A 23700-nucleotide genomic window follows, 5' to 3' on the forward strand; every position below is an offset into this window, starting at 1 on the left:
CCAGTTACCCAAGCGTAGAGCCTTAGTTCCAGGCACAGCAAAAAGACAGGATCTCCTTGGAAAGAAGTATCCTGTCCTCTTTAATACAAGCTTATTTATACTGCGGCAGCCAGTCACCGTGGGCGGCAATCAGCTCATCGCACATACTCACGATATCATCCATCGACAGCTCTGCAGCCGTGTGCGGGTCAAGCATGGCCGCATGATAGATATGTTCTTTTTTGCCCGTGATGGCCGCTTCAATCGTCAGCAGCTGAGTATTGATGTTCGTACGGTTCAGCGCAGCACACTGCGGAGGCAGGTCGCCCACGAAGGTTGGCGTTACACCGCTGCGGTCTACCAGGCAAGGCACCTCCACGCAAGCTTCTTTTGGCAGATTGGTAATCAGTCCGGTGTTCATCACGTTGCCGCCGATCTTGAACGGCACATTGGTCTCGATAGCCTCCATAATGTGGGATGCATATTCGTGCGAGCGTTCATGCTTAAGCTCCTGATTGTTCACCAATTCCTCGCGCATCTCCTGCCAGCGGCCAATCTGCTCCACGCAACGGCGGGGATACTCGTCCAGCGGAATCTGGAAGCGTTCGATCAGCTCGGGATAGTTCCGTTTGATGAAATAAGGATGATATTCCGCATTGTGCTCGGAAGACTCGGTAATGTAATAGCCGAACTTCAGCATCATCTCATAGCGGACCATGTCACCATGTGGTTCCTGCTGTTTCTCGCGGGCACGGCGCTTGATTTCAGGGTACAGATCTTGCCCGTCCTTCGTGACCTCCAGCAGCCAGGCCATGTGGTTGATTCCGGCAATCTTAGCCTGCACACCCGTCTGGTCAATACCGAGATGTTCGAACAATCCGGGAATACATTGCTGCACACTGTGGCACAGACCCACTGTCTGAATTCCCCCATACGTGTTCATAACATTTGTAAGCACCGCCATCGGATTCGTATAATTCATAAAAAGCGCATCCGGGCATACCTCCCGCACATCCGCAGCGAAATCCAGCATCACCGGAATGGTCCGCAGGTTGCGGAAGATCCCGCCGATCCCTACTGTATCGGCAATTGTCTGCCGGAGACCGTATTTCTTCGGGATTTCAAAATCGGTAATCGTGCAAGGATCATAACCGCCGACCTGGATCGCGTTGATTACGTATTTGGCTCCGCGCAGAGCTTCTTTGCGGTCCGTATAAGCCTTGACGATACACGTGCTGCCGCTGCTGTGTTTGATATTATTCAGCATGTTCTCCGAATCAGTGAGCCGCTGCAGGTCAATATCAAACAAGGCCAGCTCGAACCCTTGCAGCGCCGGGGTAGCCATACAGTCACCCAGCACGTTTTTGGCAAACACAGTACTCCCTGCACCGATAAATGTAATTTTAGACATAACGAATAATCCTCCTTTTAGTTGAGTGAAGCTCACTGGAATCTGGGGGCTCTACAATACATGTGTATGACCATTGCCTATAAACACTGTATTCACAGTGAGGAATCGCTTTTTCTTTCTATATTCACTATAGAATAGAGCGCTCACAAAGAGTATGGAGAAATACAAGAGATATATGGACGTTTGTTGCATTTTATAAGTGAGGGTTGTAAGATTTAGGTAGGAGTAAAGGAGGTTGCCATGAATCCCGAGCATTATTACATTGCTGCAGGCTTTAATCTGTTTACAGAAGAACGTGAGCTGGCCGTGCTCTTCAGCGGCGAAGGAAAACCTTATCCCGACCATCAGATGGGCCCCTCGGTACACGATTATTATCTGATCCATACTGTGCTGGATGGTGAGGGAGTGTTTCAGACCGGAAATGTCACCCAGTCCTGCAAGGCAGGCGATACGTTCGTCATTTTTCCAGGCACTTTATTCAGCTATAAAGCGGACCACGACCATCCCTGGCATTATGTATGGGTCGCCTTTCAAGGAGAGGCAGTGCAGCCGCTGCTGGAGGGTATCGGAATTACTCTGGAGCATCCGGTGCTCCATGTAGAGAATACAAGCGAGGTGTATACGGTCTATGAGCGGCTGCGCCTGTCCTTCCGCCAATCTGCTTACCCCCGGCTCGAAAGCCTTGAGGCCTCGGGCTGGCTGCGTCTGTTGCTGCATCACTTCGGCCTGGCCAACCTCCATACGTTGCCTGAGCTCCCCCGGGAAATCCCGGAGATGATCAACCGCCAGATCGACCGGGCCGTCCGCTGGATCACTCTGCAATTCCATCAACAGATCAGCATCGATCATATGGCTTCCACCCTTGGTTATCACCGGGCTCATTTGTCCAAAGCATTCAAAGCACGGACCGGCATGTCGCCCAAGCAGTATCTGCTCAAAGTGCGGATGGAAAAAGCCAAAGAGCTGCTCTGCGGGTATCTGACCATCGATCAGGTGTCCTCTTCCGTCGGCTTTAATGATGCACTGTATTTCTCCAAACAGTTCCGCAAATGGAGCGGCATGGCGCCGAGCGAATACCGCAGCAAGCTGCGGCAGGACTCTGAGTTGTTGTGAACAGCGGATTATGCCAGCGCCTCTTTGCTGGCTCATGATAAATCATCCATGTTCAGAATAGAATTAATAAAGGCAGTCTTAGCTTCGCCATATGCCGTGCGATCCGTACGGTATTGTTCCGCCAAGCGTTGTTTGAGCTCGCCGTACTGCCGGCAAGCTTCCCTGTTCGCACGGAGATAATCCCTGAAGGCGATATGCTCCAAGTAACCTTTGCCGTCCTTCGGACAGACATACAGATGATGGTTCATGAACGCGCCGGCTGTCTCTCTGCGGAACGCTTCCCGTCCTTCGATCCCCAGAGTCCCCTCATGGACATAACCAATCTGCTGCAAGCGCAAGATGATCTCTGGCAGCTGGTCATAACTCTCCATGACGAGATCCAGATCAATAATCGGCTTGGCGGCCAAGCCCTCGACCGATGTGCTGCCTACATGCTCGCAGGCAAGAACGAGATCTCCCACATGAGCGAGGAGATGTTCTTTGATTTGCCGGTACTCCTCCTTCCACGCATGCTTGTAGGCCACGACTTCGACGATTGAAATAATTTTTGACACGGGTATTCCCTTCTTTCCGTATAATTGTTATTTAGCTACAACCACTAATCAGGAATAGAGGAACGCCGAATGAACCCCATTGATACAATCCAAGAGAAACTGCGGGAGAATCCGCTCAAGAATGTCAGTCTGCTCAAAATGCTAAGCTCCTTTCATTCGTCTATGACAACACATTTGATCGAAGAGGACGGTAATTGGGGCATCTTGCTGCTCTTGCCGGCTGCCGCCTATTCCTATGATCACCGCACTTATCCGCAGGCGGACTATATCGTGTTTATGGATTACAGCAGCCCTAAGCTCTTTCCGGCCCTGTTAAGACTGCTCCCTTATCCTAGCCATCTAGTCTTCAAACTGCAAGATGAGCAGTACATGTTAGCCTTAGCGAACCACTTCGATTTGCACAAAGCCCGGGTTTTCTTCTCTTACACTACTACAGAGGCAGCGCAGTTCTTGAGAGATGAACAAGCAGTACGCAGTGATGTTCCCGATGAACGCCTTATTCCGCTCTGGGCAGGCAATCATTACACTTGGGAAGAGATGGGGGATTACTTTAGGGAGGGCGCTTTTTCCCTGTCCATCTTTGAGGCGGGAGTGCCTGTAAGCACCTGTCTCGCCTTTAAGAACGAGGAACAGATTTGGGAGATTGGTGCGGTATATACAATAGAGTCTGCCAGGGGAAAAGGTTACGCACGAAGCGTCGTCTCCTCCGCCCTGCAAGAAGTTCTGGAGCAAGGAAACCTTCCGAGATATCATGTTCTGGAGACGAACTTGCCTTCGATCCGGCTCGCTGAATCCATAGGTCTTGTACGTTGTGTTACGCTTGGCCACTGGACGAATTACAAGCAATCATTCACAAACAGATAGCATCTGTACGCTGTAAATATTATACTATAGTGAGCAGGAACCTACTTATAGCGTTTTTTCTAACCCGATTGCTTAACAAAGTTCTAGCAAAGTACATATTCAATTAGGAGGATATACAGTATGAGTTACCCGCCACCACCCCAAGGACATCATGAATATTACCTGCCACCGCCGCCTCCGCAGCGAACTAACGGCAAATCCATCGCCTCTATGGTCCTAGGAATTTTATCAATCGTAATCCCTTATATCGGTTTTCTGTTCGGAATCGTCGCCATTATTCTGGCCGCAATCTCGCTTAAGGAAATACGAAGAACCTATGAAGAGGGGCGCGGGATGGCCATCGCCGGTCTGGTCTGCGGAATTGTCGGCTCCCTGATCTACGCCATACTGATTATTATCTTTATCCTTGTCATGGCCGCTGCGTATAATTACTAGGACAGCATCAGCCTTTAAAAGGTGGGACTAGCTGGCGCATTCGAAAGCTACCTCCCGGAAGGCACGCTGTAAGTCTAGGGCGGAGCTCGCTAGCGTGCACGTTGTAAGTCTAGGGCGGAGCTCGCTAGCGTGCACTTTATACATCAGGATGGGCAAAAGTAGGCTTGTTTTAGGATTTCAGTGTATTTGGTGCAGCAGGAATCGCTGTATTCGCCGAAAAGTGCCTTATGGCTATCCTTTGAATGTACAAAATACATCATGATGGATATTTGAGCCTCGTTTAAACCATTCTGAGGTACGATATACATTAGAACAGATCGAAGGCTGGTGACGAACGCTAATCCATATCAAACAGCCCTGTACTAGGATTGTTTCACAACAACCCCCTCGACAACGGAAAAAGACCTCCCGAACATGAGCATATCTGCTCTATTCGGGAGGTTTTGTTTGGACGGACTCCAATGCAGTCCGGCTAGATGTTACCGTCATCCCGGCTGCCGCCACTGTTTAAGCACTTCTACCAGCCCGGGCAAATCCAGCCCGTCCAGCGAAAACGCCTTACGTACCAGCTCATGCGGAATGAATTCATCGTATTTGCCTAAATAGGGGGCTTCATCCGGTGCCAGCAGGGTCAACGGGTCAGCCGCAGCCGAAGTTTCGGCGATAATCTCCGCCTCCAGCGTTTCCGCAGTGGTTGTCCCCGCTACAACCATATAATACGGTTCCATCGGCACGATGGAGCGCAGACCAAGCGGGCCTTTGAGATTGTTCTTGAGCAGCCGCTCCAGCGTACGGAACTGCCGGCTCCCGGCCCAAGGCAGAATGAACATGGAATCCCCGCCCGCCGGCAGCACGGAGCGCTGGAGGAGGCCGCTCTCCTTCGCCAGACGGCGGGCCCGTTCCAGGCGGGCGGCGGCGCTCGGAGCCAAGTATGGATACAGCGCCGTTGCCCCCAGCACCTCGCGGATCTTATTCATAATGCGGGTGTGCACATCGCCCCCTGCTCCCAGCCATAAGGTGTCTACCTTACCGCGTGAAGTCTTCACATACACAGCCTTGTGGCGGTTGTCCACCTCTTCCACCTTCCACAGCTTCCCGGCCAGTGTGAAACAATATCCCGGCGGCGGAACCGTAGTAATTGAACCGATTTCCTCTGTTCCGTTGTAGACCACATGCTCCTCATCGTCCTTGAATACCGCGTAGAAACGGAAGTTATTGACGATCTTCTCGCCAGCCATGCCGATAATCAGACTGCCCTCATCCATCCGTTCAATTTGGCCCATGCCCAGCATATAGGTCATGAACGCTTCATAGTCGGCCGGTTCGATGCCTTGGAAGGACGGCAGACTGAGTACGGCCTCCTGTAGCTCCTCCGGCTCCGCCTCGCCCATGCTCTTAAGGATGCTCATCGTCTGGTGGTACAAAAGCCCGATCGGCAGCTGCCGCACAACAAGCGGCTCCACCCATTTCTCGCGTACATACAGCTCGATTACCGCAATCGCCCGCAGCAATGTCCATGGCATGCGGGCAGGCAGCTGCGCCTCCTCATCTTCTTCCTCGGGCGTGACGAAGATCATCTCGGAGGCTGCGTCGCCGCGCCTCCCTGAGCGTCCCAGCCGCTGCACAAAGCTGGCGCAGCTGTACGGGGCCCCGAGCTGGAGCACACGCTCCAGCTCGCCCAGGTCAATGCCCAGCTCCAGCGTCAGGGTCGCTGCCGCCACCGCCGGACCGGAGCCTTGCCGCAGCGCGGCCTCCGTCTCCTCACGCAGCATCGCGGAGATGCTGCCGTGGTGGACGTGGAACACGTCCCGCTGGCTGCGCTTCGCGGCAATCCGCCGCATCTCCAGAATCGCCGTCTCGGCATCCGTGCGGCTGTTGGTGAAGATCAGCGCTTTTTTGAGATGGGTATGATCGTAGATAAAGTCATGATAGGACTGCTTGGCCCGCTCCAGCGCCTCGGCCTGCACCTCATCCCGCGCATCCGGGAAGGAGAAATGCTCCACGCTGAGGCGCAGCTTGCGCCCGCCTTGCGGAGCAGACACCTCCACTCGCTCGCGTGTCCCCGCTGCCAGCCATTTCGTGACCGAATCGTAGTCGCTAAGCGTAGCGGACAGACCGATTCGGCGCGGATAGCAGCCGGCCATCCGCGAGATCCGCGCCAGCTGGCTGAGCACCTGAATGCCGCGGTCAGCTCCCATGAACGCATGCACTTCATCGACCACGATGAAGCGCAGATCATGGAATAGCGCCGGAATGGCATTCGGGCGGTTCATGAGCAGGCCTTCAAGAGATTCCGGAGTAATCTGCAGAACACCGGAAGGATTCTGCACCAGCCTGGTCTTGTCCGCCTGGGGTACATCACCATGCCAATGCCAGACCGGAATGTGCCCTTCCCGCAGCAGATCGTTCAGACGCGTAAACTGGTCGTTAATCAGTGCCTTCAGCGGAGCTATATACAGAATGCCTACAGAACCGGAAGGACGTTCATACAGCTCCGTCAGCGCGGGAAAAAAAGCCGCCTCCGTCTTGCCCGAAGCCGTCCCGGAAGCTATCAACAGATGATGCGGCGTATCGAACAGGATGCGGCAGGCATCCACTTGGGCCTCGCGGAGCGTCTCCCAGCGGTTCTTATAGATGAACTCCTTGATGAACGGTGCCAGCCGGTAGAATGGATTGTCGCTCATAGCTCAAACTCCGCCAGGAAGCCGTCCAATTCATTGTCCCCGCTATCCTCGTTTTTGGTTGTCGTGCGTTCCCCCACCAGCTTCTCGAACGACATCTCCGGGTGCTGATGCAAGGTGTGCAGCAGATCCATGAAGTCACGTACCACTTCACGCGCAGTCAGCAGCTCATCCGCCCCCAGACGGCCGACGGCCTCCTCCATGAAATGCACCAGCTGCTCCTGTGTCAAGGCCGCCGTATAACCATAGTGCAAAGCATGAATGTCCCGCAGCTTCTGGAGCAGCACCAGAATTTCCTCGTGGGAGAGCATGTCCAGTGCGATGATCGGTCCGGTATAGTTGTTCACGCCCGCGGCGCCGTACCGTCCGGCCACCAGCCGGGAACGGAGCGCTTCATAGCTGAACAGCCCGCGGCGTCCGTCCTCCACGAATTGCGGGGTCCCCCCCAGAAAGATCCCCAGATGTTCAGCTTTGCCCTGCATCGTATCGTTGAACATCGTCAGCAGCTTCTCATAGTTGCTCTGCCGGGAGATGCTGTTTGTGATTTTATATAGATTCACACCTTCGTCGATGAACAGCAGCAGACCTTTGTAGCCGATCGCTGCAGTGAACTCCGCCCATAACTTCATATAGTCATACCAGTTATCGTCGTCGATAATGACGCCTACACCAAGCGCCTTCCGCGCTTCTGTACGGGTCGCAAATTCACCGCGCAGCCAGCGCAGCGCATCTTGCTTCAAGTCATCTTCGGCCAGCTTATGCCCATTCCAGTAAGAGGCCAGCACTTTGGCGAAATCAAAGCCATGCACAAGTCCCCGCATCTCCGAAGCCACGGCATAGATCCGTTTCTCCACCTCTTCCCCCAGCTGCGGATGGTCAGGGGTATAATTCTTCTCCTGCATAACCGTCTGCTGCAGCGTAAAGATCCATTTCTGTAAAATCACTTCCAGAGCGCCGCCATCCGGCCGCGTCCGGGTCGAGAGATGGCTCATCAGCTCACGGTAGGTGGACAGGCCTTGCCCTTTGGTTCCGACCAGCCTCCGCTCCGGCGAAAGATCGGCATCTGCCACGACGAATTCCCGGTCCATCGCATAGTTGCGGATGATTTGCAGCAGGAAGCTTTTGCCGCTGCCGAATTTACCCGTAATCAGCTTAAAAGCAGCTCCGCCTTCGGCGATGTTCTCCATATCTCTCAGGATCGCTTCGACTTCCGGCCGCCGTCCCACCGCAATATGCTCCAGCCCGATCCGCGGAACCACTCCCGCAGTCAGCGAGTTGACCAGCGCCGTTGTCATTCGTTTGGGTATTCTTAGTTCACTCATTCCGTCGTTCACCTCTTCAAAGTTGACAGCATAGGCACAAATTCCTCGGTGATCTCTTCCCCGTCAATCAAAAGGTCTCCGAGTATGTCCATAGCAAGTTCATTAATCTCATCCATCAGCAGCTCCGGCATCGTTCCGTGTGCCGCAGCCAATCTGTCCATACCCTCCAGCCCGTCTCCCTGGGCCAGGGCAGACACAACTTCCCTCTGCAGAGGAGTAAGCCCGCTCATGAACTGCTCCCATTCTGTACCTGGATCCGCAGACAGGGCTGGCGGCACAGGCCCCGAAGGCTCCGCAGATCGGGCCGCCGGCGCAATGTCCCTGGGAACCTCTCCAACATCAGCAACATCGGACATCCGTCTAACTGCGGGTTCGCTTTGATCAGGGTTCTGCCTCTTTATCACCGGCAAGTCCGATATCTCCAGCTCCGCTCCGTTGTCCGCAGAGTCAGAAAAGAGTGTATCGTCTATCGTAAGCATGCTGCGCACAATCTCCGAATCCTGCTCCAGACGGGTAAGCTTCTCCTGGTCGATAACAACTGCCGGCCCGTTCTGCTCCTGCTCGGCCTTCCGGAATTCCCGTTGCAGGAAACGGGTAACCAGTGTTTCCATATCCGCATCCACATTCACTCCCTTAAGCCGGCCCCGGAAGCCCATCAGCTCACGCAGCTTATTCTCGGTCAACCGGAACAAACGGGTAACGAGGCTGCGCAGCGGCTGGGACTTGCTGATCCGCACGACCGGTACAAGAACAGAATATCCGTACAGGGAGATGTCATAGACGGCGCTGCGGAACAAATACCGTTCCCGCATCACCGGAGGTCCCGGAGGGAACATCTCCACCAGCTTAGAGCCTTGCTTGCGGGCGACATAGGCGTCAATAAGGGCCACTACCTGCGGAATATACTGCTCGCAGGCCTCTTTTCCGTCACCTGTATAGAATTTGGACTTGCTGATATCATAATCGGAAAGCGCTGTAAGCACGGGAAAAGTCAGCTCCTCAGGACAGGAGGACAGACAGCGCATAAGCTCCAGCTCCGCCAAGTCTCCGGCCAGGCCGCGCGAACGGGCCACAATGACCGATAACGGAATATCCAGGTGGTGCACAAAAGAAAAATCCGCAATCCAGCCGCCCAAATATTGATCCAGACGTTTATACTGGGCCCGGTAAGCTTCCCATATGCGGTTCAACTGGCCATAACCGTCCAGCGGTTCCTTCCAGCCGACCCCATTAATCAATTCATAGACATGCAGGAATATGTAAGACAGATCCGTCTTCGGATATCTGCCCTGCCGCACCTCATTCCGCCAATAGAAATACCACCTGCTCTGCACACCTGTCATATGTCCATAGTTTGGCCAATAGCTTTTGAAAGGAACAAATAAGGAAGCCGGTTCTTTCCGGTCTTCCAATTCCCTGGCCCGCTTGGTGAACTGCGCCTCGGTGGTGGTCACCGGCTCATGCTCCTGCTCCTCACTGTCCCAGAGTGACAGCTGTACATTGGCTTGCGGGGCTGCCCCCGCCGCTTTTGGCGGCTTCGCACTCTGCGTTTGCCCCGGCGCCGGGAGCTTCGGCTGCTCCTGTGACCCGCGTGGAGGAATGGCTACATTCTGTTCCGTGCTCTCAAAGATTAATTCCGTGAAATGCGGCTGCCGCCCTTCCTTGCTCATCTGCCATCTCTCCCCGAACACCTGTTCATTCCTTATTTAGCAAAAAGAAACGGCCCTGTTCACATGCGTGAAAGAACCGTTTGGTGTTTTGTCTGCCTGCTTGATTGTGCTGCCCAGCCGCCTGTCTCGTATCTATAATATTATCATTGTTACTAGATTAACATCAAGTACGTCAATGCAACAGATTCACGATTTAGAGCAGCTCAGTCCCCTTGGTTTCTTTGCCCAGAAACAGCACCGCCAGTGCTCCGACCACAATCGTTGCAAAAAACAGCATAAAGATCGAGCCGATGCCAACCGAACGTCCTACAAGCACACCCACCAGCAGGGGAGCAATAATACCGCCAATCCGTCCAAAAGAGGTCGCAAGCCCCGCTCCGGTAGAGCGGATTGAGGTCGGATACAGCTCAGGTGTATAGGCGTACATTCCGCCCCAAGCGCCAAGATTGAAGAAGGATAGGCAGATTCCCGCTGCCATCAGCATCCCTTCCGTGGTCGAATTACCGAACCAGGCCGCGCTGACCGCAGTCAGCAGCAGATAGATCACCAGTACGAACTTCCGGCCGAATTTCTCGATGAAATAAGCGGCTGTGAAATACCCGGGGAGCTGGGCCAGCGTCATGATCAATACATATTCGAAGCTTTTGACCAGACTGAAGCCCTTCAGCACCATGACCGTTGGCAGCCACAGAAACATTCCATAATAGGAGAAAACTACCGTAAACCACAAGATCCACAGCATAATTGTGGACCGGCGGTATTCGGAGGACCAGACCGTCGCGATCCGCTTGCTTAACGAGACAGGTGCCCGTTTGATCTCCGCGAATCGCGGGGAGTCGTCAATGGCCCTGCGCAGGTAAAGAGCATACAGGGCAGGTACGGCGCCTAACCCGAAGGCGATCCGCCAGCCGTAATCCGGGATCACAAAAAAGGCGATCAGAGCCGACAGGATCCAGCCGACCGCCCAGAAGCTCTCGAGCAATACAACTGCCCGTCCACGCTGACTTGCAGGCATGCTTTCGGCCACCAGTGTTGAAGCTACAGGCAGTTCGCCTCCCAGCCCGAAGCCGGCAACGAACCGCAGCACACACAAGACTGCAAACCCGGTCGCAAACGCCGACAGCCCGCTGGCCGCGGAAAAAATCAGCAGCGTCCACAGCAGCACCGATTTGCGTCCGAACCGGTCTGCCAGTATGCCGGCGGCAGCGGCACCAACGGCCATGCCTACCGAGTTGATGCTGGTCAACAGGCCGATTTGCTCCGGCCCGAGCATCCAATCCTTGGCCAAAGCTGCAACCACAAAAGAAATCATCCCGACGTCCATTGCGTCGAACATCCAGCTTAGACCTGCGCTGAAGAGCAGCTTGCGCTCTTTCGGATTACGCAGGAGCGTCATTTGATTCACTTGTAAGGACCCCTCTTCCGCTTTTCATTGTCTAATCTTGTCCAAATGCCTGGTTTTACTTACACATTTTAAGATTGAAGGAGTCAAAAATCAAGGAATAACGCCGCATTAAAATATTGTCTGGCGAGAGACTGAAAATAACTGGTCTGCACCGATATGGCCGCTATAAGCAGCATGTTGCGTACAGCTTCCTGCTGTGTCCTTGTGAGATGGGCCAGCCGGTTGATAATTCTCTCCGTAGATGCGATTAACGGGCTGTTCTTCCAGGAAGCTGCATTGGAGAGGTCCACAGCTTCCATGCCACGGGCTTGCATAGCTGGATTACGCTTAATCTCTTCAAATAAACTGGCATATTCATAATACAGCGTGGCCGGCTCAATCAAGTCGTCGTCGTCGCGTTCGGGCTTCAGGAACATTAGATGAAACAGCTGCCGGATGCTTTCGAAATCCAGTGACGCCTTAAGATCATCAATGATAAACAGCAGCGCCGCCTGATTCATTGAATATTTCTTTCCTTCCCGGGGCGAACCCAGGTATTCTTTGAAATCGCGTTTGACCCAGTTCTGCATAGCGGTAACGGAAAGTGTGGAATACTCTATCAATTGGCCAAGCGAGGCAATTTCTCCGAGTGATAAACCTTTGACGCTGCCGCCTTTGATTATTTTTTGCAGGATGGGTGGGATATCAGTTGAAAGAAAGGCCGGTAGCGACTTGCCCTCCTGTACCTCCATTTGATGGTACTTCGACCAGGCTCCCTGCAGGATATGCAGCGGTTTGCGGTCCGAATGTCCAGTCAGTGAAAGCAGAAGGCAGGACATTTCAATTCGGCTTAGTGAAAAAGCTTCCATGTCTGGTATACCTCCACCATTTGATTTTTAAGTGAAAAGTTCGTAAAATAAGTTCTTAAGAACTCATAATATGAGTATAACCTATTTTAGGAACGAAAGGGATGGTAAAGATTATATGGGTATAGGACTTAGTCTGACGTTGGTGGCCATTTTGATTGTTTTAACCGCTTTTTTTGTAGCTACGGAATTTGCATTGGTAAGATTGAGAGGAAGTCAGATCAGCCAAATGGTTCTTGAGGGGAAAAAAAATGCTTTGGCTGTGCAGCGGGTTGCCGCCAATCTTGACGGTTATTTGTCCGCTTGCCAGCTTGGGATTACAATCACCGCTCTGGGTATCGGGGCCTTGGCAGAACCTGCTTTTGAGCAGATGCTGCTGCCGTTGTTCGATATGACCAGTCTCAGCCCAAGCATCACTCACCCTCTTGCTTTTGCACTGGCATTTATCATTGCCACATTCCTGCACGTCGTTGTCGGTGAACTTGCACCAAAGACGGCCGCTATAAACATTCCGGAAAAAATCGGTCAGATTACGTCACCGCTGATTATTTGGTTCTACAGAATTTTGTACCCTTTGATTTGGATCATGAACGGTTCCGCCAATCTCCTGGTACGCATGTTTGGCATGAAACCCGCCAGCGAACATGGAGATGCGCACAGTGAGGATGAAATTCGCCTGATTTTGTCCGAGAGCTATGAGAGCGGTAAAATCAACAAAGCGGAGTATGGTTACGTGAACCGGATCTTTGCCTTTGATGAAATGCTGGCACGCGAGATCATGGTTCCGCGTACAGACATGGTGTGTCTGTTCACCAACATGAGCCTGCAGGAGAATCTCAGCATTATCCGTAAGGAACAATATACACGTTTCCCTGTAGCGGAAGGCAATAAAGACAACATTATCGGCATGATCAATACAAAGCAGCTTTTTCTCAAGTATGACAACAATCCTGACTTTGATTTCAAAAGCTTGATTCAGCCTGTACTGACCGTTTCCGAAGTCACACCGGTAAAGACACTTCTTACCCGTATGCAGTTGGAGCGTGTGCATATCGCCCTGCTGCTGGATGAATACGGCGGGACCTCCGGTCTCATTACCATTGAAGATATTCTGGAAGAAATCGTTGGTGAAATCCGTGATGAATTCGATGCGGACGAACGCAAAAATGTGGAAAAACTAAGTGACACCCATTATTTGTTCGACGGCAAGGTCTCTCTTCTCGAGATCAAGCAGCTGACAGGTCTGGATTTCGACGATGCGGAGGTCACAACTGTGGGCGGCTGGTTATACAGCCATCTGGACGAGCCTGCGGTCGGCAAAAGCACGGTTCTCAATCACGTGACCCTTACGATCCGTGAAATGAACAGGCACCGGATCCGCAAGGTTGAGCTTGTGATCGACCAGCCGGATATCGCGGACTCGGCAGAAATGACGGAATCATAAGTTTATATACGACACAAAGACGGCTGGCGTCCTCAGGGACGGTTCAGCCGTTTCTTTGTGTGCGCTTCGAAGGTTCTGGATTAAGCGATTACGGGGCAGCAAAGGGATCAGGGATAATTTTGCTCATATAATACTCATCCACCCACTGTCCATCGATAAGAAGTGAACATCGCTTCGTCCCTTCAATCTCAAAACCGCTCTTGGTATAGAGCGCAATTGCCTGCTCATTATGAGTCATAACTGTCAGCTCCAGGCGCACAATCCCGCTCTCCGCAGCCCATATCTCCATCTCCCGGAACAGCCTTGTCCCGATGCCCATCCCCTGATAAGCAGACAAGATGCCTATCACGATATAAGCACTGTGCCGGTTGCGGCGAGTATCTTCACCTCGTACAGACAAGTAGCCTGCCAATTGCCCTTCCGCTTCTGCACAGATTAACAAGGAAGTATCGGCATGTGCGAAACTACGAATCATCTCTTCGACCTGCCGAACTTGCGTGTGCCTTTCATCCGGCTCAAGCAGCATGAACTTTGACTCTCTGTCGAGACGGTGCTGCAGTTCAAGTAGTTTAGCCGCGTCCTCTGGGACCAGCTTCCTTAATTTAACCATTATCCTGTATCCCCTTGATTACAAATACTTCTTAAACAGTTTACTGCTATTTCCGTCATATCCAGCCGCTCATAAAAGACTTGGGCCTCCGCTCTCCCGGCCGCACTTGACAGCATTACCTTGAGCACTCCCCGGGCGGCAGCCTGTTTCTCCGCATGATCCATTAGTGCCGCTCGGTAGCCTGCCCCTCGTATATACAAATTCAAGATCGGCAGACCATAATAACGTTCCCGTCCGGATCCTTGAAATTGAACCAATGATCGTTTTCGATATCGGTCAGAAGCTCGGCCCCGCTTGCTTTCACAAAATCATATGCAGCATCGATGTCCTCGGTATTCAGGTGAAAAGCAGGTATTTTCAGCACAGACTCCGCCGTGAAAATCTTGCTGTCCAGTACGATTCCCGGTCCCTTCATCGGTACAACATATAGATGCCCGAACAGTACTTCGCCGTCGAGCGGCAGTCCGAGCAGGCGGCAATACCACTCCTTGGAACGTTCAATGTCACTCACCGGGATGAAGACGGCGCCAATCTGGTTCAGAATCGGACTTGTCACAGTAAGTAGCCTCCTCTTTGAAGTTGCTCTGATAAGTCAATACGCCTTACTCTGTACCAATTCGATAAAATATGTCAATCTCCTCCCCAGAGTTAGGGAAGCCTGAGGAAGTTATGCTATAATCTTGTCAGCATTCAACAACAGACGTCAGGAGAATCACAATTGGCCAATCTATCCTTTGGCGGACTAAAACTGACACCGCCCAAAATTCTATCGCTCGGTTTCGTACTGCTGATATTCGCCGGGACCCTGCTCTTATGTCTGCCAGCCGCATCGACCGGCGAGAGACTGGACTTTATTGATGCTTTATTTATGGCAACCTCGGCCACCTGTGTTACAGGACTCGCGGTTATTGACACCGGAACCGGGTTAAGCACCTTTGGACAAATCGTGCTGCTTGTGCTGTTCCAGTTCGGCGGACTGGGCTTTGTGACTATGGCCACCTTGATTACACTGGTACTGAACAAACGCATCTCCCTCAAAGAACGGCTGCTCATGCAGGAATCCATGAACCAGAGTTCTATGCAGGGCATCGTCCGGCTGATTCGCAGGGTACTGATCTATTCGCTGGTTATCCAGCTTAGCGGCGCTGTACTGCTGGCCCTCCGGTTTATAGAGGACATGCCCCTTGGACAAGCAATATACTACGGGGTCTTTCACAGTATCTCCATCTTCAACAATGCCGGGTTTGATCTGTTCGGCGATGTCCATGGCCCGTTCAGCGGTTTAACACGTTATGTGAACGATCCCATTGTTAACATCACCTCAATCCTGCTTATATTCCTTGGCGGAATCGGGTTTATTGTCTTGTCGGATGTTCTGGATTTTCGCAGACGCAAACGGCTTACCCTCCACTCCAAGGTGGTCTTGTGGACTTCTACATTGCTGATCCTGCTTGGAGCTGTCGTTTTTTTCTGGCTGGAGCTGAATCACACACTCAAGTCTTTGCCCCCAGGCGGGAAAATATTGGCGTCCTTCCTCCAGGCAGTTACGCCGCGTTCCGGAGGGATTACTACCATTGAGATCCCCTTGCTGCGTGAATCCACGCAATTCCTGATGATCCTGCTGATGTTCATCGGTGCAGCCCCGGGGTCTACGGGCGGAGGGATAAAGGTCACAACCTTCGCCCTTCTGTTAACCGCCGTGTACGGGAGATTGCGCGGTAAGGAAGAGACCGTATTGTTCCGCAACCGGATCGCCAAAGAGAACGTCTACAGGGCCATTACAATGACCTTGCTGTCCCTGATGCTGATAGTCGGTGCTACAATGCTTCTCTCTGTCACAGAAAGCGCAGAGTTTCTGACGGTGCTTTTTGAGTCCGTATCGGCCTTCGGCACTTCCGGCATTACCATGGGCCTGACCCCTGAGCTGACGACCATCGGCAAGGTTCTGGTCATCATCCTGATGTTTGTAGGCCGGACAGGTCCGCTCACGCTAGCCTACGCGTTGAAACCTAAGAAAAGCAAAGAATTGTACCGTTATCCCGAGGGCAACATTACCATAGGATAAGACCGCATCAGTCAGAAATTCGTGCTTGCTGATGTACAAAGTGCAGTAACAGATTCCATCCTGAAACATCTGGCCTTGCAGCCAGCCAAGATGAACAACCGGCGGAGCCTGCTCCGCCGGTTGTATTTGTTCTCTATTCTTCCTGCTCTTCCTGGGTATCCAGTGAAGCATCCAGCAATTGATTGAAGATCTCATCATCATTCTCCAATAAAGCATCGGTTTCAAGAAACTGCTCCTCGCTCCCGGGCTCCCCGGCAAAACTCAGACTGTAATCCCATTCCGTACCTCTTTTACTGAAAAAGGTAATCTCATACGGGAATTTATGATTCTCCAGTGTGAATACGGTTCTGCCTATATAGCTTCGATCCTCCTGGCGTTTCATTTCCGCGCTTTGAATTTCAATCTTCATGCCCTTTCCATCCTTTCATCTCAACATCTGCCTTTCTCAGTATACCATTGATAGGGCTGCCAATTCCTCTCCTTGTACCTGTAATTGACTTTTTTCATCCGGCGGTTAATAATTTAATACAACGCTTGGAAAGTCTCAGATTAAATCGCAGATGGAGGACAAACAATGACAGATTTTGAAGCAACCTTAAGCAAATATGCCGATTTGGCCGTACAGATTGGCGTTAACGTTCAGCCTGGACAAATCCTGGTGGTTCATGCCCCGATTCTGGCGGCTGACTTTGTACGCATGATTACAGCAAAAGCCTACGCAATCGGAGCAAGTCTGGTTAAGGTCAACTGGAGTGACGAGTTTATTACGCGCCAGCAATTTGAGCATGCCGCAGATGAGGTATTCACCAAGGCGCCTACCTGGTACGCCGGGGAAATGACCGAGTTCGCCGAGAACGGTGCTGCGGTCCTGCACGTGATTGCCGACAATCCGGATGCCCTCAAGGGGATTGATCCGCAGCGTATCTCTAATTTTCAGAAAACACGCGGGGCAGCACTCACCAAATACCGGGAGTATCAAATGTCCGACAAATTCAGCTGGTGCATTGTTGCCGTCCCTTCCCAGCCTTGGGCAGACAAAGTGTTTCCTGACGTCCCGGCAGAAGAACGCATGGGCAAGCTTTGGGAAGCTATTTTCCATACGGTCCGCCTGGATCATGAAGATCCGGTAGCCGCCTGGCAGGAGCATCTGAACAACCTGGACAGCAAAGCAAATGTGCTGAATGCCAAGAAATATAAGAAGCTGCATTACATAGCTCCCGGAACCGATCTGACCATCGAGCTGCCCAAAGGTCATTTATGGGCGCAAGGCGACAGCATTAACGCCAAAGGCCATTCTTTTGTAGCCAATATGCCTACCGAAGAAGTATTCACGGCCCCGCTTAAGACCGGTGTCAATGGTACCGTCCGCAGTACGAAACCGCTTAGCCATGGCGGCAATATCATTGACGGGTTCACTTTGACCTTTGAGAACGGACGAATTATCAAGGTTGAAGCCGAAAAAGGCCAGGAAGCGCTGGAGCATTTGATCAACATGGATGAAGGCGCCAGATATCTGGGAGAGGTAGCGCTGGTTCCTCATCAATCCCCTATTTCCGAATCCAATATTCTCTATTACAATACCTTGTTTGATGAGAATGCCTCCAACCATCTGGCGATCGGCATGGCCTATGCCTTCTGTCTGGAAGGCGGCAAAGAAATGAATGCGGAGCAGCAGATTGCGCATGGTCTGAATTCCAGCGTAACCCATGTGGACTTCATGATCGGCTCTTCAGCCATGGATATTGACGGAATTACGGAAGATGGAAATGTAGAGCCCGTATTCCGCAATGGCAATTGGGCATTTTAAACCGAATTACCATTGAATTTGCTGTAACAGGAGGAGCAGAATTATGCTGGATTTCAAGCAAAAGCTGGAGAATTATGCATTGCTGGCGGTAAAGATTGGTGTCAATATTCAGCCCGGCCAGACGCTTGTGCTGAACGCGGACATCGCGGCCGCAGAATTGGTGCGCCTGGTGGTGCGCAAAGCCTACGAGGAAGGCGCCAAATGGGTCAAGGTGAATTATACGGACGAGATCGTAACCCGGACACGCTACGATTTGGCTCCCTCCGATTCATTTCTAATGCCGCCCAAATGGCAGGCGGATGAACTGGAGGATTTGGCCCGGAATGGCGCCGCTGTGCTGACTATTATCTCCGCTAACCCGGATTTGCTAAACGGCGTGGAGCCGGCACGGATTACCGACAACCAGCGCATCACAGGGCAGACACTAGCCCCTTACCGGGAGCTGCTCATGGGCAACCACGCCAGCTGGAGCGGCATTGCTTTCCCGTCTCCGGCCTGGGCCGCCAAAGTCTTCCCCGAGGCTCCGCAGGAACAACAGGTTGACCTGTTGTGGGATGCCATATTTAAGGCTGTGCGTGCTGACCTGGAAGACCCGATTGAAGCTTGGCACCGGCACCTGGACGGCTTAAAAGCCCGCTGCGCTGTGCTCAACGAGAGAAGGTACCGCAAGCTGCACTATACCGCACCGGGGACCGACCTGACCATTGAATTGCCGGAAGGGCATATTTGGTGCCAGGCAGGTGCCGTGAACAGCCGCGGCATCCCTTTCCTGGCCAATATTCCGACAGAAGAGGTCTTTACTGCCCCGCTCAAAACAGGGGTGAACGGCACAGTCCGCAGTACAAAACCGCTCAGCTATGGGGGAAATATCATTGATGGCTTCACTCTTACGCTTGAGAACGGCAAAGTGACCGGCTTCACCGCCGAGCAGGGACAGGAAACATTAGCCTCCCTCCTGGCGATGGACGAAGGCTCTGCCTATATAGGCGAAGTTGCTTTGGTGCCTTACCAGTCCCCGATCTCGGAAAGCGGCATCCTCTATTTCACGACATTGTATGACGAGAATGCTTCGTGCCATCTGGCACTGGGCGCAGCCTATGCCTTTACTTTGGAAGAGGGCATTACGATGACCAAAGAACAGCTCGCGGAGCGCGGGATGAACCAGAGCCTTACCCATGTTGATTTTATGATGGGCTCGTCCGAGATGAATATCGACGGCATTACTGACGACGGTACGGCAGAACCCATTTTCCGGGGTGGAAACTGGGCTTAAGTATCCTGCCAGCACTACACCGCAGATAAATCAAACAACCCGTTTCTCCTGTATATTCTGGGGGAGACGGGTTCTTTTTGTGTTTGCAATAGCGCTTTAGGACGGCAAATAGTCCAAATTTGAAATTTTGTTCAATTTTTGTTCAATTAATTTTCACAATATTGTTGAATTTAGTTCACAATTATGTCACAATAGAATTAAGAAAAGTATTTACAAGGAGGAGATCCACCATGATGAGAGATCCATTAGCTAAAGACTTTGACCAAATGGAAGCAGAGCAGATTGATACTGCGGGCCCTACGGACAAAAGTATCGTCGCCTCCAATGCCATTAAATACACTGCCTATGTGATGCTGTTGTTCGGATTCCTGTACTTCCTGGCTGCTTACCTGGGCCCGATGTTATAAGGTATAACATGTATATCACCTTTATAGAAAACGCTTACGGCTAACCAAACCCGCCTTCCGGGTATTGATTAGCCGTTATTTGTGTGTTCTATGCTTGTTACCAGGACATGGTTTTGGTTATCCAGGCAATGGCCTCAGGGGTCCACACCCCGTCCATCCTGGATCTGAGTCCTTCAACGGCTTTCTCCCTGCTTCCGCTGTACGCAGCAATCCCATTCTCCCCAAGCCAATGCTCCAAGGTCTCATAAGAAGTGCTGTTCCAGCCATTCTTTTCCCCCTCAGCGTTATGCCGTTCCTTTACACCCGATATGACGATATCCAGTGTCCCCTGCAGCTCCGTGACGGCTCGATCAAAGACCGCCTTTAGCTCCTTGGCCCTCATATCGGCCTCTGTGCGCAGCTGACGGGTCTCAATCCCTTGATCCGCACGGATAATCTGCAGCAGCTTCAATGCTTCCGGGCTGCAAAGACCGTCGTTATACCGTTCCTCCAGACTTCGAGGGCTTCCCGCTGCCGCTGCGAACTCAGGGAGCCACTCCCGGGATACCAGCACAGCTTTTTTCTTAATGAACTTCCCGTATCCAGCCAAGCCTTCCCCCGGAAATCTAACCCGCCAGCCCCAAGGGTCCAGCTCCGTATCCGTATGCCAGTTCTCGGCTTTGGTTAGCGCGTTTACAGCGGGATGCCCGGGAATAAGCGGGGCGAGCGGCAGGATACCGTATTGCTTTAAGACTTCCTTCATTTCTTCATACGTAGTGATGCTTCCTGCTTCAAGCTGGTTATTCAGTGTAATCCGCTCCCTTCATCTTCTCGATTCCGGCAATATAAGTCTGGATAAGGCGGGACAAACTGATGTTTGCATCGAGTGGCATCCCGAAGCCCCCTTTATGCTCCAGGGATGCAAAGCCATGCAAAATACTCCGCAGTCCACGGACGGCATGGAGTTCCGCCTCTTCCCCCAGGTTATAGCTGCCAAGTACATCAATGATTAGCTTCAGTATACGTTCGCCTGCCCTTTCCAGCGCCGTATGCTCCTGTTCCGGTGCCCGCAGCGTAGTCTCATATAAGCCTGGGCGTTTCCTGGCAAAATCAACATAAGCCTGTCCCATGGCTTGTACAGCCTCATCACCGTTCAGACCATCAGCGGCGAGAGACATAGTGGCATACAGCTGTTCCAGGCCATGTACGGCAAGGAGCGTGCGAAGGCCCTGCAGCCCGTTAATATGATTATACAATGACGGGGACCTAACGCCCAGTTTCGCAGCCAGCGCGGCCAAAGTCACTTCTTCCATCCCTTGTTCATCGGCCAGCTCCGCTGCGGCGATAACCAGGGTCTGTGTATCCAGTCCGGCTCTTGGTGACATCTTATCTCTCCTGTCCTAGTGTTATCTGTGCCTTGCGAATGGCTTCTTGCATAACCTTCACCGGGTCCTTGATCATGTTACCGTGACCGGCCGCAAGTATAGTCGGTCCACTATCCAGCAGCTTGCCGGCACTGCGAAGCGCATATTCTTTGTTCCAGGTTGCCATGGCCGGAAAAGGAAACCACTTGACCCGGGTACCCGCGACGGCAACCTCCCGAAAGGTCTGAAAGGCATCCCCCACTATGGCAGCCCCCGTACGCCGGTCTATAAAAGACATCGAGCCCGGCGTATGCCCAGGCGTATACAGGGCCGTCAATGACCCTATGTAATCCCCTTCCTGCAGCAGAATGTCCGGCCTTGTAGTTATCTTGGAGGGTACACCTCCTTTGATAGGGGTCTCTGGCTCCCCGGGTAGAAGGGAACGGTCTCCCTTAAGCAGTGCTGCGTCCCTCTTGGAGATGAATACCTGCGCCTCAGGGTGCAGCTTGTGCAGTCTGTCCAGTGCTCCCACATGATCGTCATGGGCATGCGTCAATACAATCCGGGTAATGTTCTTATCCAAATCAGCCGCTGCTTTCATAATTCCCTGTACACAAAAGGGCAAGGCAGCATCGATTAGAGTCAACCCATTCTCTTCTTCCACTAAATAGCAGTTCACAGGAAACAGCCGCGGCATCCAGGTTAGCTGCGTTAAATATCCCTCTTGTGTTACTCTCATAGGTAAACCCCCATAAACTAATGTTATTAGTTATAATATAAACTAATGCAATTAGTTTAACAAGAGGTAATTTCATTATTCATGATAAAAAGCCAGAAGCCCAGTATAGATCTAACGGCTTCTGGCTCTCTCGTAGCGTTCACTCCGGACTGACAGGCCGTTACTCCAGCGTACCGCTCTCCGGATAATGGTCAACGACCGTCAGCAGCCGGGACGCCTCTGTGCGCGGACGGCTGGCAGGGATGGCCTCCGGATACCCGGCATGGACCATGGCTACGATTTTCTCCCCCGGCTTAACCCCTATCCTGCTCCGGAATTCCGGAGCATAGATGTAAGGATCGGTCTTCCAGATCGTCCCGACACCTTTCTCCCATGCAGCAAGCTGGAAGTTCTGGACAAGTGCTGATACGGCGGCATAATCCTCATCCCATTCCCGCTGGCGAGGGTCCTCCGGCATGACCACGATCAGTGTCAAGGGAATGTTCGAGATGTACTCTTTGCGTTTCACAGCAAAGTCGGGATCAGCTGCAGCACGTTTTACAAAAGAAAAAGCCGCTTCGCCGAGAAATTTAGCCCCCTCGCCTTCAAAAGCGATAAAACGCCAGGGCTCCCGCAGGCCATGGTTCGGTGCCCACACGGCCACATTCAACAGCTCTTCCAGCAACCCTTTGGGCAGTGGTTCTTGTCTAAAAAGCTTAACGGAACGCCGTTCCTTAATGGCGGCGGAAATGCCGGCAGATGGAGAATGAATCTGATTCTGGTTCATGAGAAATCCCTCCAACGAGTTTTTAGTATATAAATGAGAATAATTATCACTCATTGTACAGTATGGGCTCTCTTTTTGCAAAAGTTCCGCTACCCTCTCAACTCCTCACCCGTCCACAGCAGAGCTCTTCCATAAAAAATGTCCCGGCAGCCTTTTTTCAGACTTCCGGGACATTTCTTTCAGCCGAACCGGCCCATTATATATTCTTGTGTCATCTGATTCTCGGGATTGCTGAAGACTTTTTCGGTCTTGTCATATTCAACAAGTGTTCCGAGATAAAAGTACGCCGTATAGTCGGAGATCCGTGCCGCCTGCTGCATGTTATGCGTTACAATGACAATCCGCAGTTCTTCCTTCAGCTCTTTGATGAGCTCTTCTACTTTACCTGTAGAAACGGGGTCCAGCGCCGAAGCCGGCTCATCCAGCAGCAGAATCTGCGGATTGACGGACAGCGCCCGCGCGATGCAGAGCCGCTGCTGTTGTCCGCCGGAGAGGGCCAGCGCCGAATCCTTCAGACGATCCTTCACCTCGTCCCACAATGCTGCGCGGCGCAAGCTGCTCTCTACGATCTCGTCGAGCGCCTTTTTGCCCTTAATTCCGTGATATTTGGGACCGAAGGCAATATTGTCGTAGATGGATTTATAGAACGGGTTGGGCTTTTGCCACACCATGCCAATTTTTTGCCGCAGCTTGATGACATCCGTACCCGGTGCGTTAATATCAATGCCGTCGATCCAGATGTTGCCTTTGGTGGTGGATCCGGAAATTTCATCATTCATCCGGTTAAGGGACCGCAGAAAGGTGGATTTACCGCAGCCCGAAGGGCCAATCAATGCCGTCACTGTATTCTGGGCAAAAGGAAGGCTGATCCCTTTCACCGCTTCATACGTTCCGTAAAAAATGCTCAAGTCCTCGGTCTGAAAAGATTCGCGTACCGGTGCTATCGCTCCCATCACTTTAACCTCCT

At 52.2% G+C, this 23700-nt stretch carries 23 protein-coding genes; 8 read left to right on the plus strand and 15 right to left on the minus strand.

Going from position 1 to position 23700, the window contains the following annotated elements:
• Nucleotides 1-91: 91 nt before the first annotated feature.
• On the minus strand, nt 92-1390 hold the full coding sequence (locus IEY53_RS02360; RefSeq protein WP_189022002.1) for an alpha-glucosidase/alpha-galactosidase: 1299 nt from the start codon (nt 1388-1390) through the stop codon (nt 92-94).
• 240 nt (nt 1391-1630) lie between these two features.
• Between IEY53_RS02360 and IEY53_RS02365 the strand changes: the two genes are divergently transcribed.
• The gene (locus IEY53_RS02365; RefSeq protein WP_189022003.1) at nt 1631-2503 is read left to right on the plus strand and encodes an AraC family transcriptional regulator; all 873 of its coding nucleotides are present in this window, start codon (nt 1631-1633) and stop codon (nt 2501-2503) included.
• 32 nt (nt 2504-2535) lie between these two features.
• On the opposite strand, the gene IEY53_RS02370 is transcribed toward IEY53_RS02365, so the two are convergent.
• A complete protein-coding gene (locus tag IEY53_RS02370; protein WP_189022004.1) occupies nt 2536-3057 on the minus strand; it encodes a GrpB family protein in 522 nt (173 codons plus the stop codon).
• Nucleotides 3058-3126: 69 nt separating this feature from the next.
• Between IEY53_RS02370 and IEY53_RS02375 the strand changes: the two genes are divergently transcribed.
• Together IEY53_RS02375 and IEY53_RS02380 are read left to right on the plus strand one after the other, a co-directional pair.
• Entirely contained in the window at nt 3127-3921 is a 795-nt protein-coding gene (locus IEY53_RS02375) for a GNAT family N-acetyltransferase (RefSeq protein WP_189022005.1), read from the plus strand.
• Between the two features lie 120 nt (nt 3922-4041).
• Nucleotides 4042-4356, plus strand: coding sequence for a DUF4190 domain-containing protein (locus tag IEY53_RS02380; RefSeq protein ID WP_189022006.1), 315 nt, complete (start codon nt 4042-4044; stop codon nt 4354-4356).
• 485 nt (nt 4357-4841) lie between these two features.
• On the opposite strand, the gene IEY53_RS02385 is transcribed toward IEY53_RS02380, so the two are convergent.
• From IEY53_RS02385 to IEY53_RS02405, 5 genes are all read right to left on the minus strand, one after another.
• Nucleotides 4842-7040 carry a DEAD/DEAH box helicase gene (locus tag IEY53_RS02385; RefSeq protein ID WP_189022007.1) on the minus strand — a complete coding sequence of 733 codons (2199 nt, stop codon included), beginning with the start codon at nt 7038-7040 and terminating at the stop codon, nt 4842-4844.
• Nucleotides 7037-8359 carry an ATP-binding protein gene (locus IEY53_RS02390; protein ID WP_189022008.1) on the minus strand — a complete coding sequence of 441 codons (1323 nt, stop codon included), beginning with the start codon at nt 8357-8359 and terminating at the stop codon, nt 7037-7039. The genes IEY53_RS02385 and IEY53_RS02390 overlap by 4 nt, the downstream gene beginning before the upstream one ends.
• Before the next feature lie 8 nt (nt 8360-8367).
• Complete coding sequence (locus tag IEY53_RS02395; protein ID WP_189022009.1) at nt 8368-10029, minus strand: TerB N-terminal domain-containing protein; 1662 nt, start codon at nt 10027-10029, stop codon at nt 8368-8370.
• Between the two features lie 193 nt (nt 10030-10222).
• Nucleotides 10223-11425, minus strand: coding sequence for an MFS transporter (locus IEY53_RS02400; RefSeq protein ID WP_189022202.1), 1203 nt, complete (start codon nt 11423-11425; stop codon nt 10223-10225).
• A 92-nt stretch (nt 11426-11517) separates the two neighbouring features.
• A complete protein-coding gene (locus IEY53_RS02405; protein ID WP_189022010.1) occupies nt 11518-12282 on the minus strand; it encodes a DUF1836 domain-containing protein in 765 nt (254 codons plus the stop codon).
• 115 nt (nt 12283-12397) lie between these two features.
• Here IEY53_RS02405 and IEY53_RS02410 point away from each other — a divergent pair, with 115 nt between their 5' ends.
• Nucleotides 12398-13723 (plus strand): hemolysin family protein, encoded by a 1326-nt coding sequence (locus IEY53_RS02410; RefSeq protein WP_189022011.1) that lies wholly within the window; start codon nt 12398-12400, stop codon nt 13721-13723.
• An 88-nt stretch (nt 13724-13811) separates the two neighbouring features.
• On the opposite strand, the gene IEY53_RS02415 is transcribed toward IEY53_RS02410, so the two are convergent.
• Nucleotides 13812-14333 carry a GNAT family N-acetyltransferase gene (locus tag IEY53_RS02415; protein WP_189022012.1) on the minus strand — a complete coding sequence of 174 codons (522 nt, stop codon included), beginning with the start codon at nt 14331-14333 and terminating at the stop codon, nt 13812-13814.
• Nucleotides 14334-14535: 202 nt separating this feature from the next.
• Complete coding sequence (locus IEY53_RS02420; RefSeq protein ID WP_189022013.1) at nt 14536-14889, minus strand: VOC family protein; 354 nt, start codon at nt 14887-14889, stop codon at nt 14536-14538.
• Nucleotides 14890-15051: 162 nt separating this feature from the next.
• Between IEY53_RS02420 and IEY53_RS02425 the strand changes: the two genes are divergently transcribed.
• Complete coding sequence (locus tag IEY53_RS02425; RefSeq protein ID WP_189022014.1) at nt 15052-16398, plus strand: TrkH family potassium uptake protein; 1347 nt, start codon at nt 15052-15054, stop codon at nt 16396-16398.
• 133 nt (nt 16399-16531) lie between these two features.
• Here the strand turns inward: IEY53_RS02425 and IEY53_RS02430 are convergent, their stop codons facing one another.
• Complete coding sequence (locus IEY53_RS02430; protein ID WP_189022015.1) at nt 16532-16807, minus strand: hypothetical protein; 276 nt, start codon at nt 16805-16807, stop codon at nt 16532-16534.
• Nucleotides 16808-16972: 165 nt separating this feature from the next.
• Between IEY53_RS02430 and IEY53_RS02435 the strand changes: the two genes are divergently transcribed.
• From IEY53_RS02435 to IEY53_RS02445, 3 genes are all read left to right on the plus strand, one after another.
• Complete coding sequence (locus IEY53_RS02435) at nt 16973-18205, plus strand: aminopeptidase (protein ID WP_189022016.1); 1233 nt, start codon at nt 16973-16975, stop codon at nt 18203-18205.
• A 43-nt stretch (nt 18206-18248) separates the two neighbouring features.
• Nucleotides 18249-19478 (plus strand): aminopeptidase, encoded by a 1230-nt coding sequence (locus IEY53_RS02440; RefSeq protein WP_189022017.1) that lies wholly within the window; start codon nt 18249-18251, stop codon nt 19476-19478.
• 233 nt (nt 19479-19711) lie between these two features.
• Nucleotides 19712-19885: a hypothetical protein gene (locus IEY53_RS02445; RefSeq protein ID WP_189022226.1), complete on the plus strand. Its 174-nt coding sequence runs from the start codon at nt 19712-19714 to the stop codon at nt 19883-19885.
• 97 nt (nt 19886-19982) lie between these two features.
• On the opposite strand, the gene IEY53_RS02450 is transcribed toward IEY53_RS02445, so the two are convergent.
• The 5 genes from IEY53_RS02450 to pstB form a co-directional block, all read right to left on the minus strand.
• On the minus strand, nt 19983-20678 hold the full coding sequence (locus IEY53_RS02450; RefSeq protein ID WP_444544124.1) for an AlkZ-related protein: 696 nt from the start codon (nt 20676-20678) through the stop codon (nt 19983-19985).
• Nucleotides 20665-21249: a TetR/AcrR family transcriptional regulator gene (locus IEY53_RS02455; protein ID WP_189022018.1), complete on the minus strand. Its 585-nt coding sequence runs from the start codon at nt 21247-21249 to the stop codon at nt 20665-20667. The genes IEY53_RS02450 and IEY53_RS02455 overlap by 14 nt, the downstream gene beginning before the upstream one ends.
• Before the next feature lies 1 nt (nt 21250).
• Nucleotides 21251-21967 carry an MBL fold metallo-hydrolase gene (locus IEY53_RS02460; RefSeq protein ID WP_189022019.1) on the minus strand — a complete coding sequence of 239 codons (717 nt, stop codon included), beginning with the start codon at nt 21965-21967 and terminating at the stop codon, nt 21251-21253.
• A 160-nt stretch (nt 21968-22127) separates the two neighbouring features.
• On the minus strand, nt 22128-22733 hold the full coding sequence (locus IEY53_RS02465) for a nitroreductase family protein (protein ID WP_189022020.1): 606 nt from the start codon (nt 22731-22733) through the stop codon (nt 22128-22130).
• 179 nt (nt 22734-22912) lie between these two features.
• The gene (pstB, locus tag IEY53_RS02470) at nt 22913-23686 is read right to left on the minus strand and encodes a phosphate ABC transporter ATP-binding protein PstB (RefSeq protein WP_189022021.1); all 774 of its coding nucleotides are present in this window, start codon (nt 23684-23686) and stop codon (nt 22913-22915) included.
• Nucleotides 23687-23700 lie beyond the last annotated feature (14 nt).

Origin of the sequence: Paenibacillus albidus (assembly GCF_014644435.1) — a bacterium.
Classification (GTDB): domain Bacteria; phylum Bacillota; class Bacilli; order Paenibacillales; family Paenibacillaceae; genus Paenibacillus_AQ; species Paenibacillus_AQ albidus.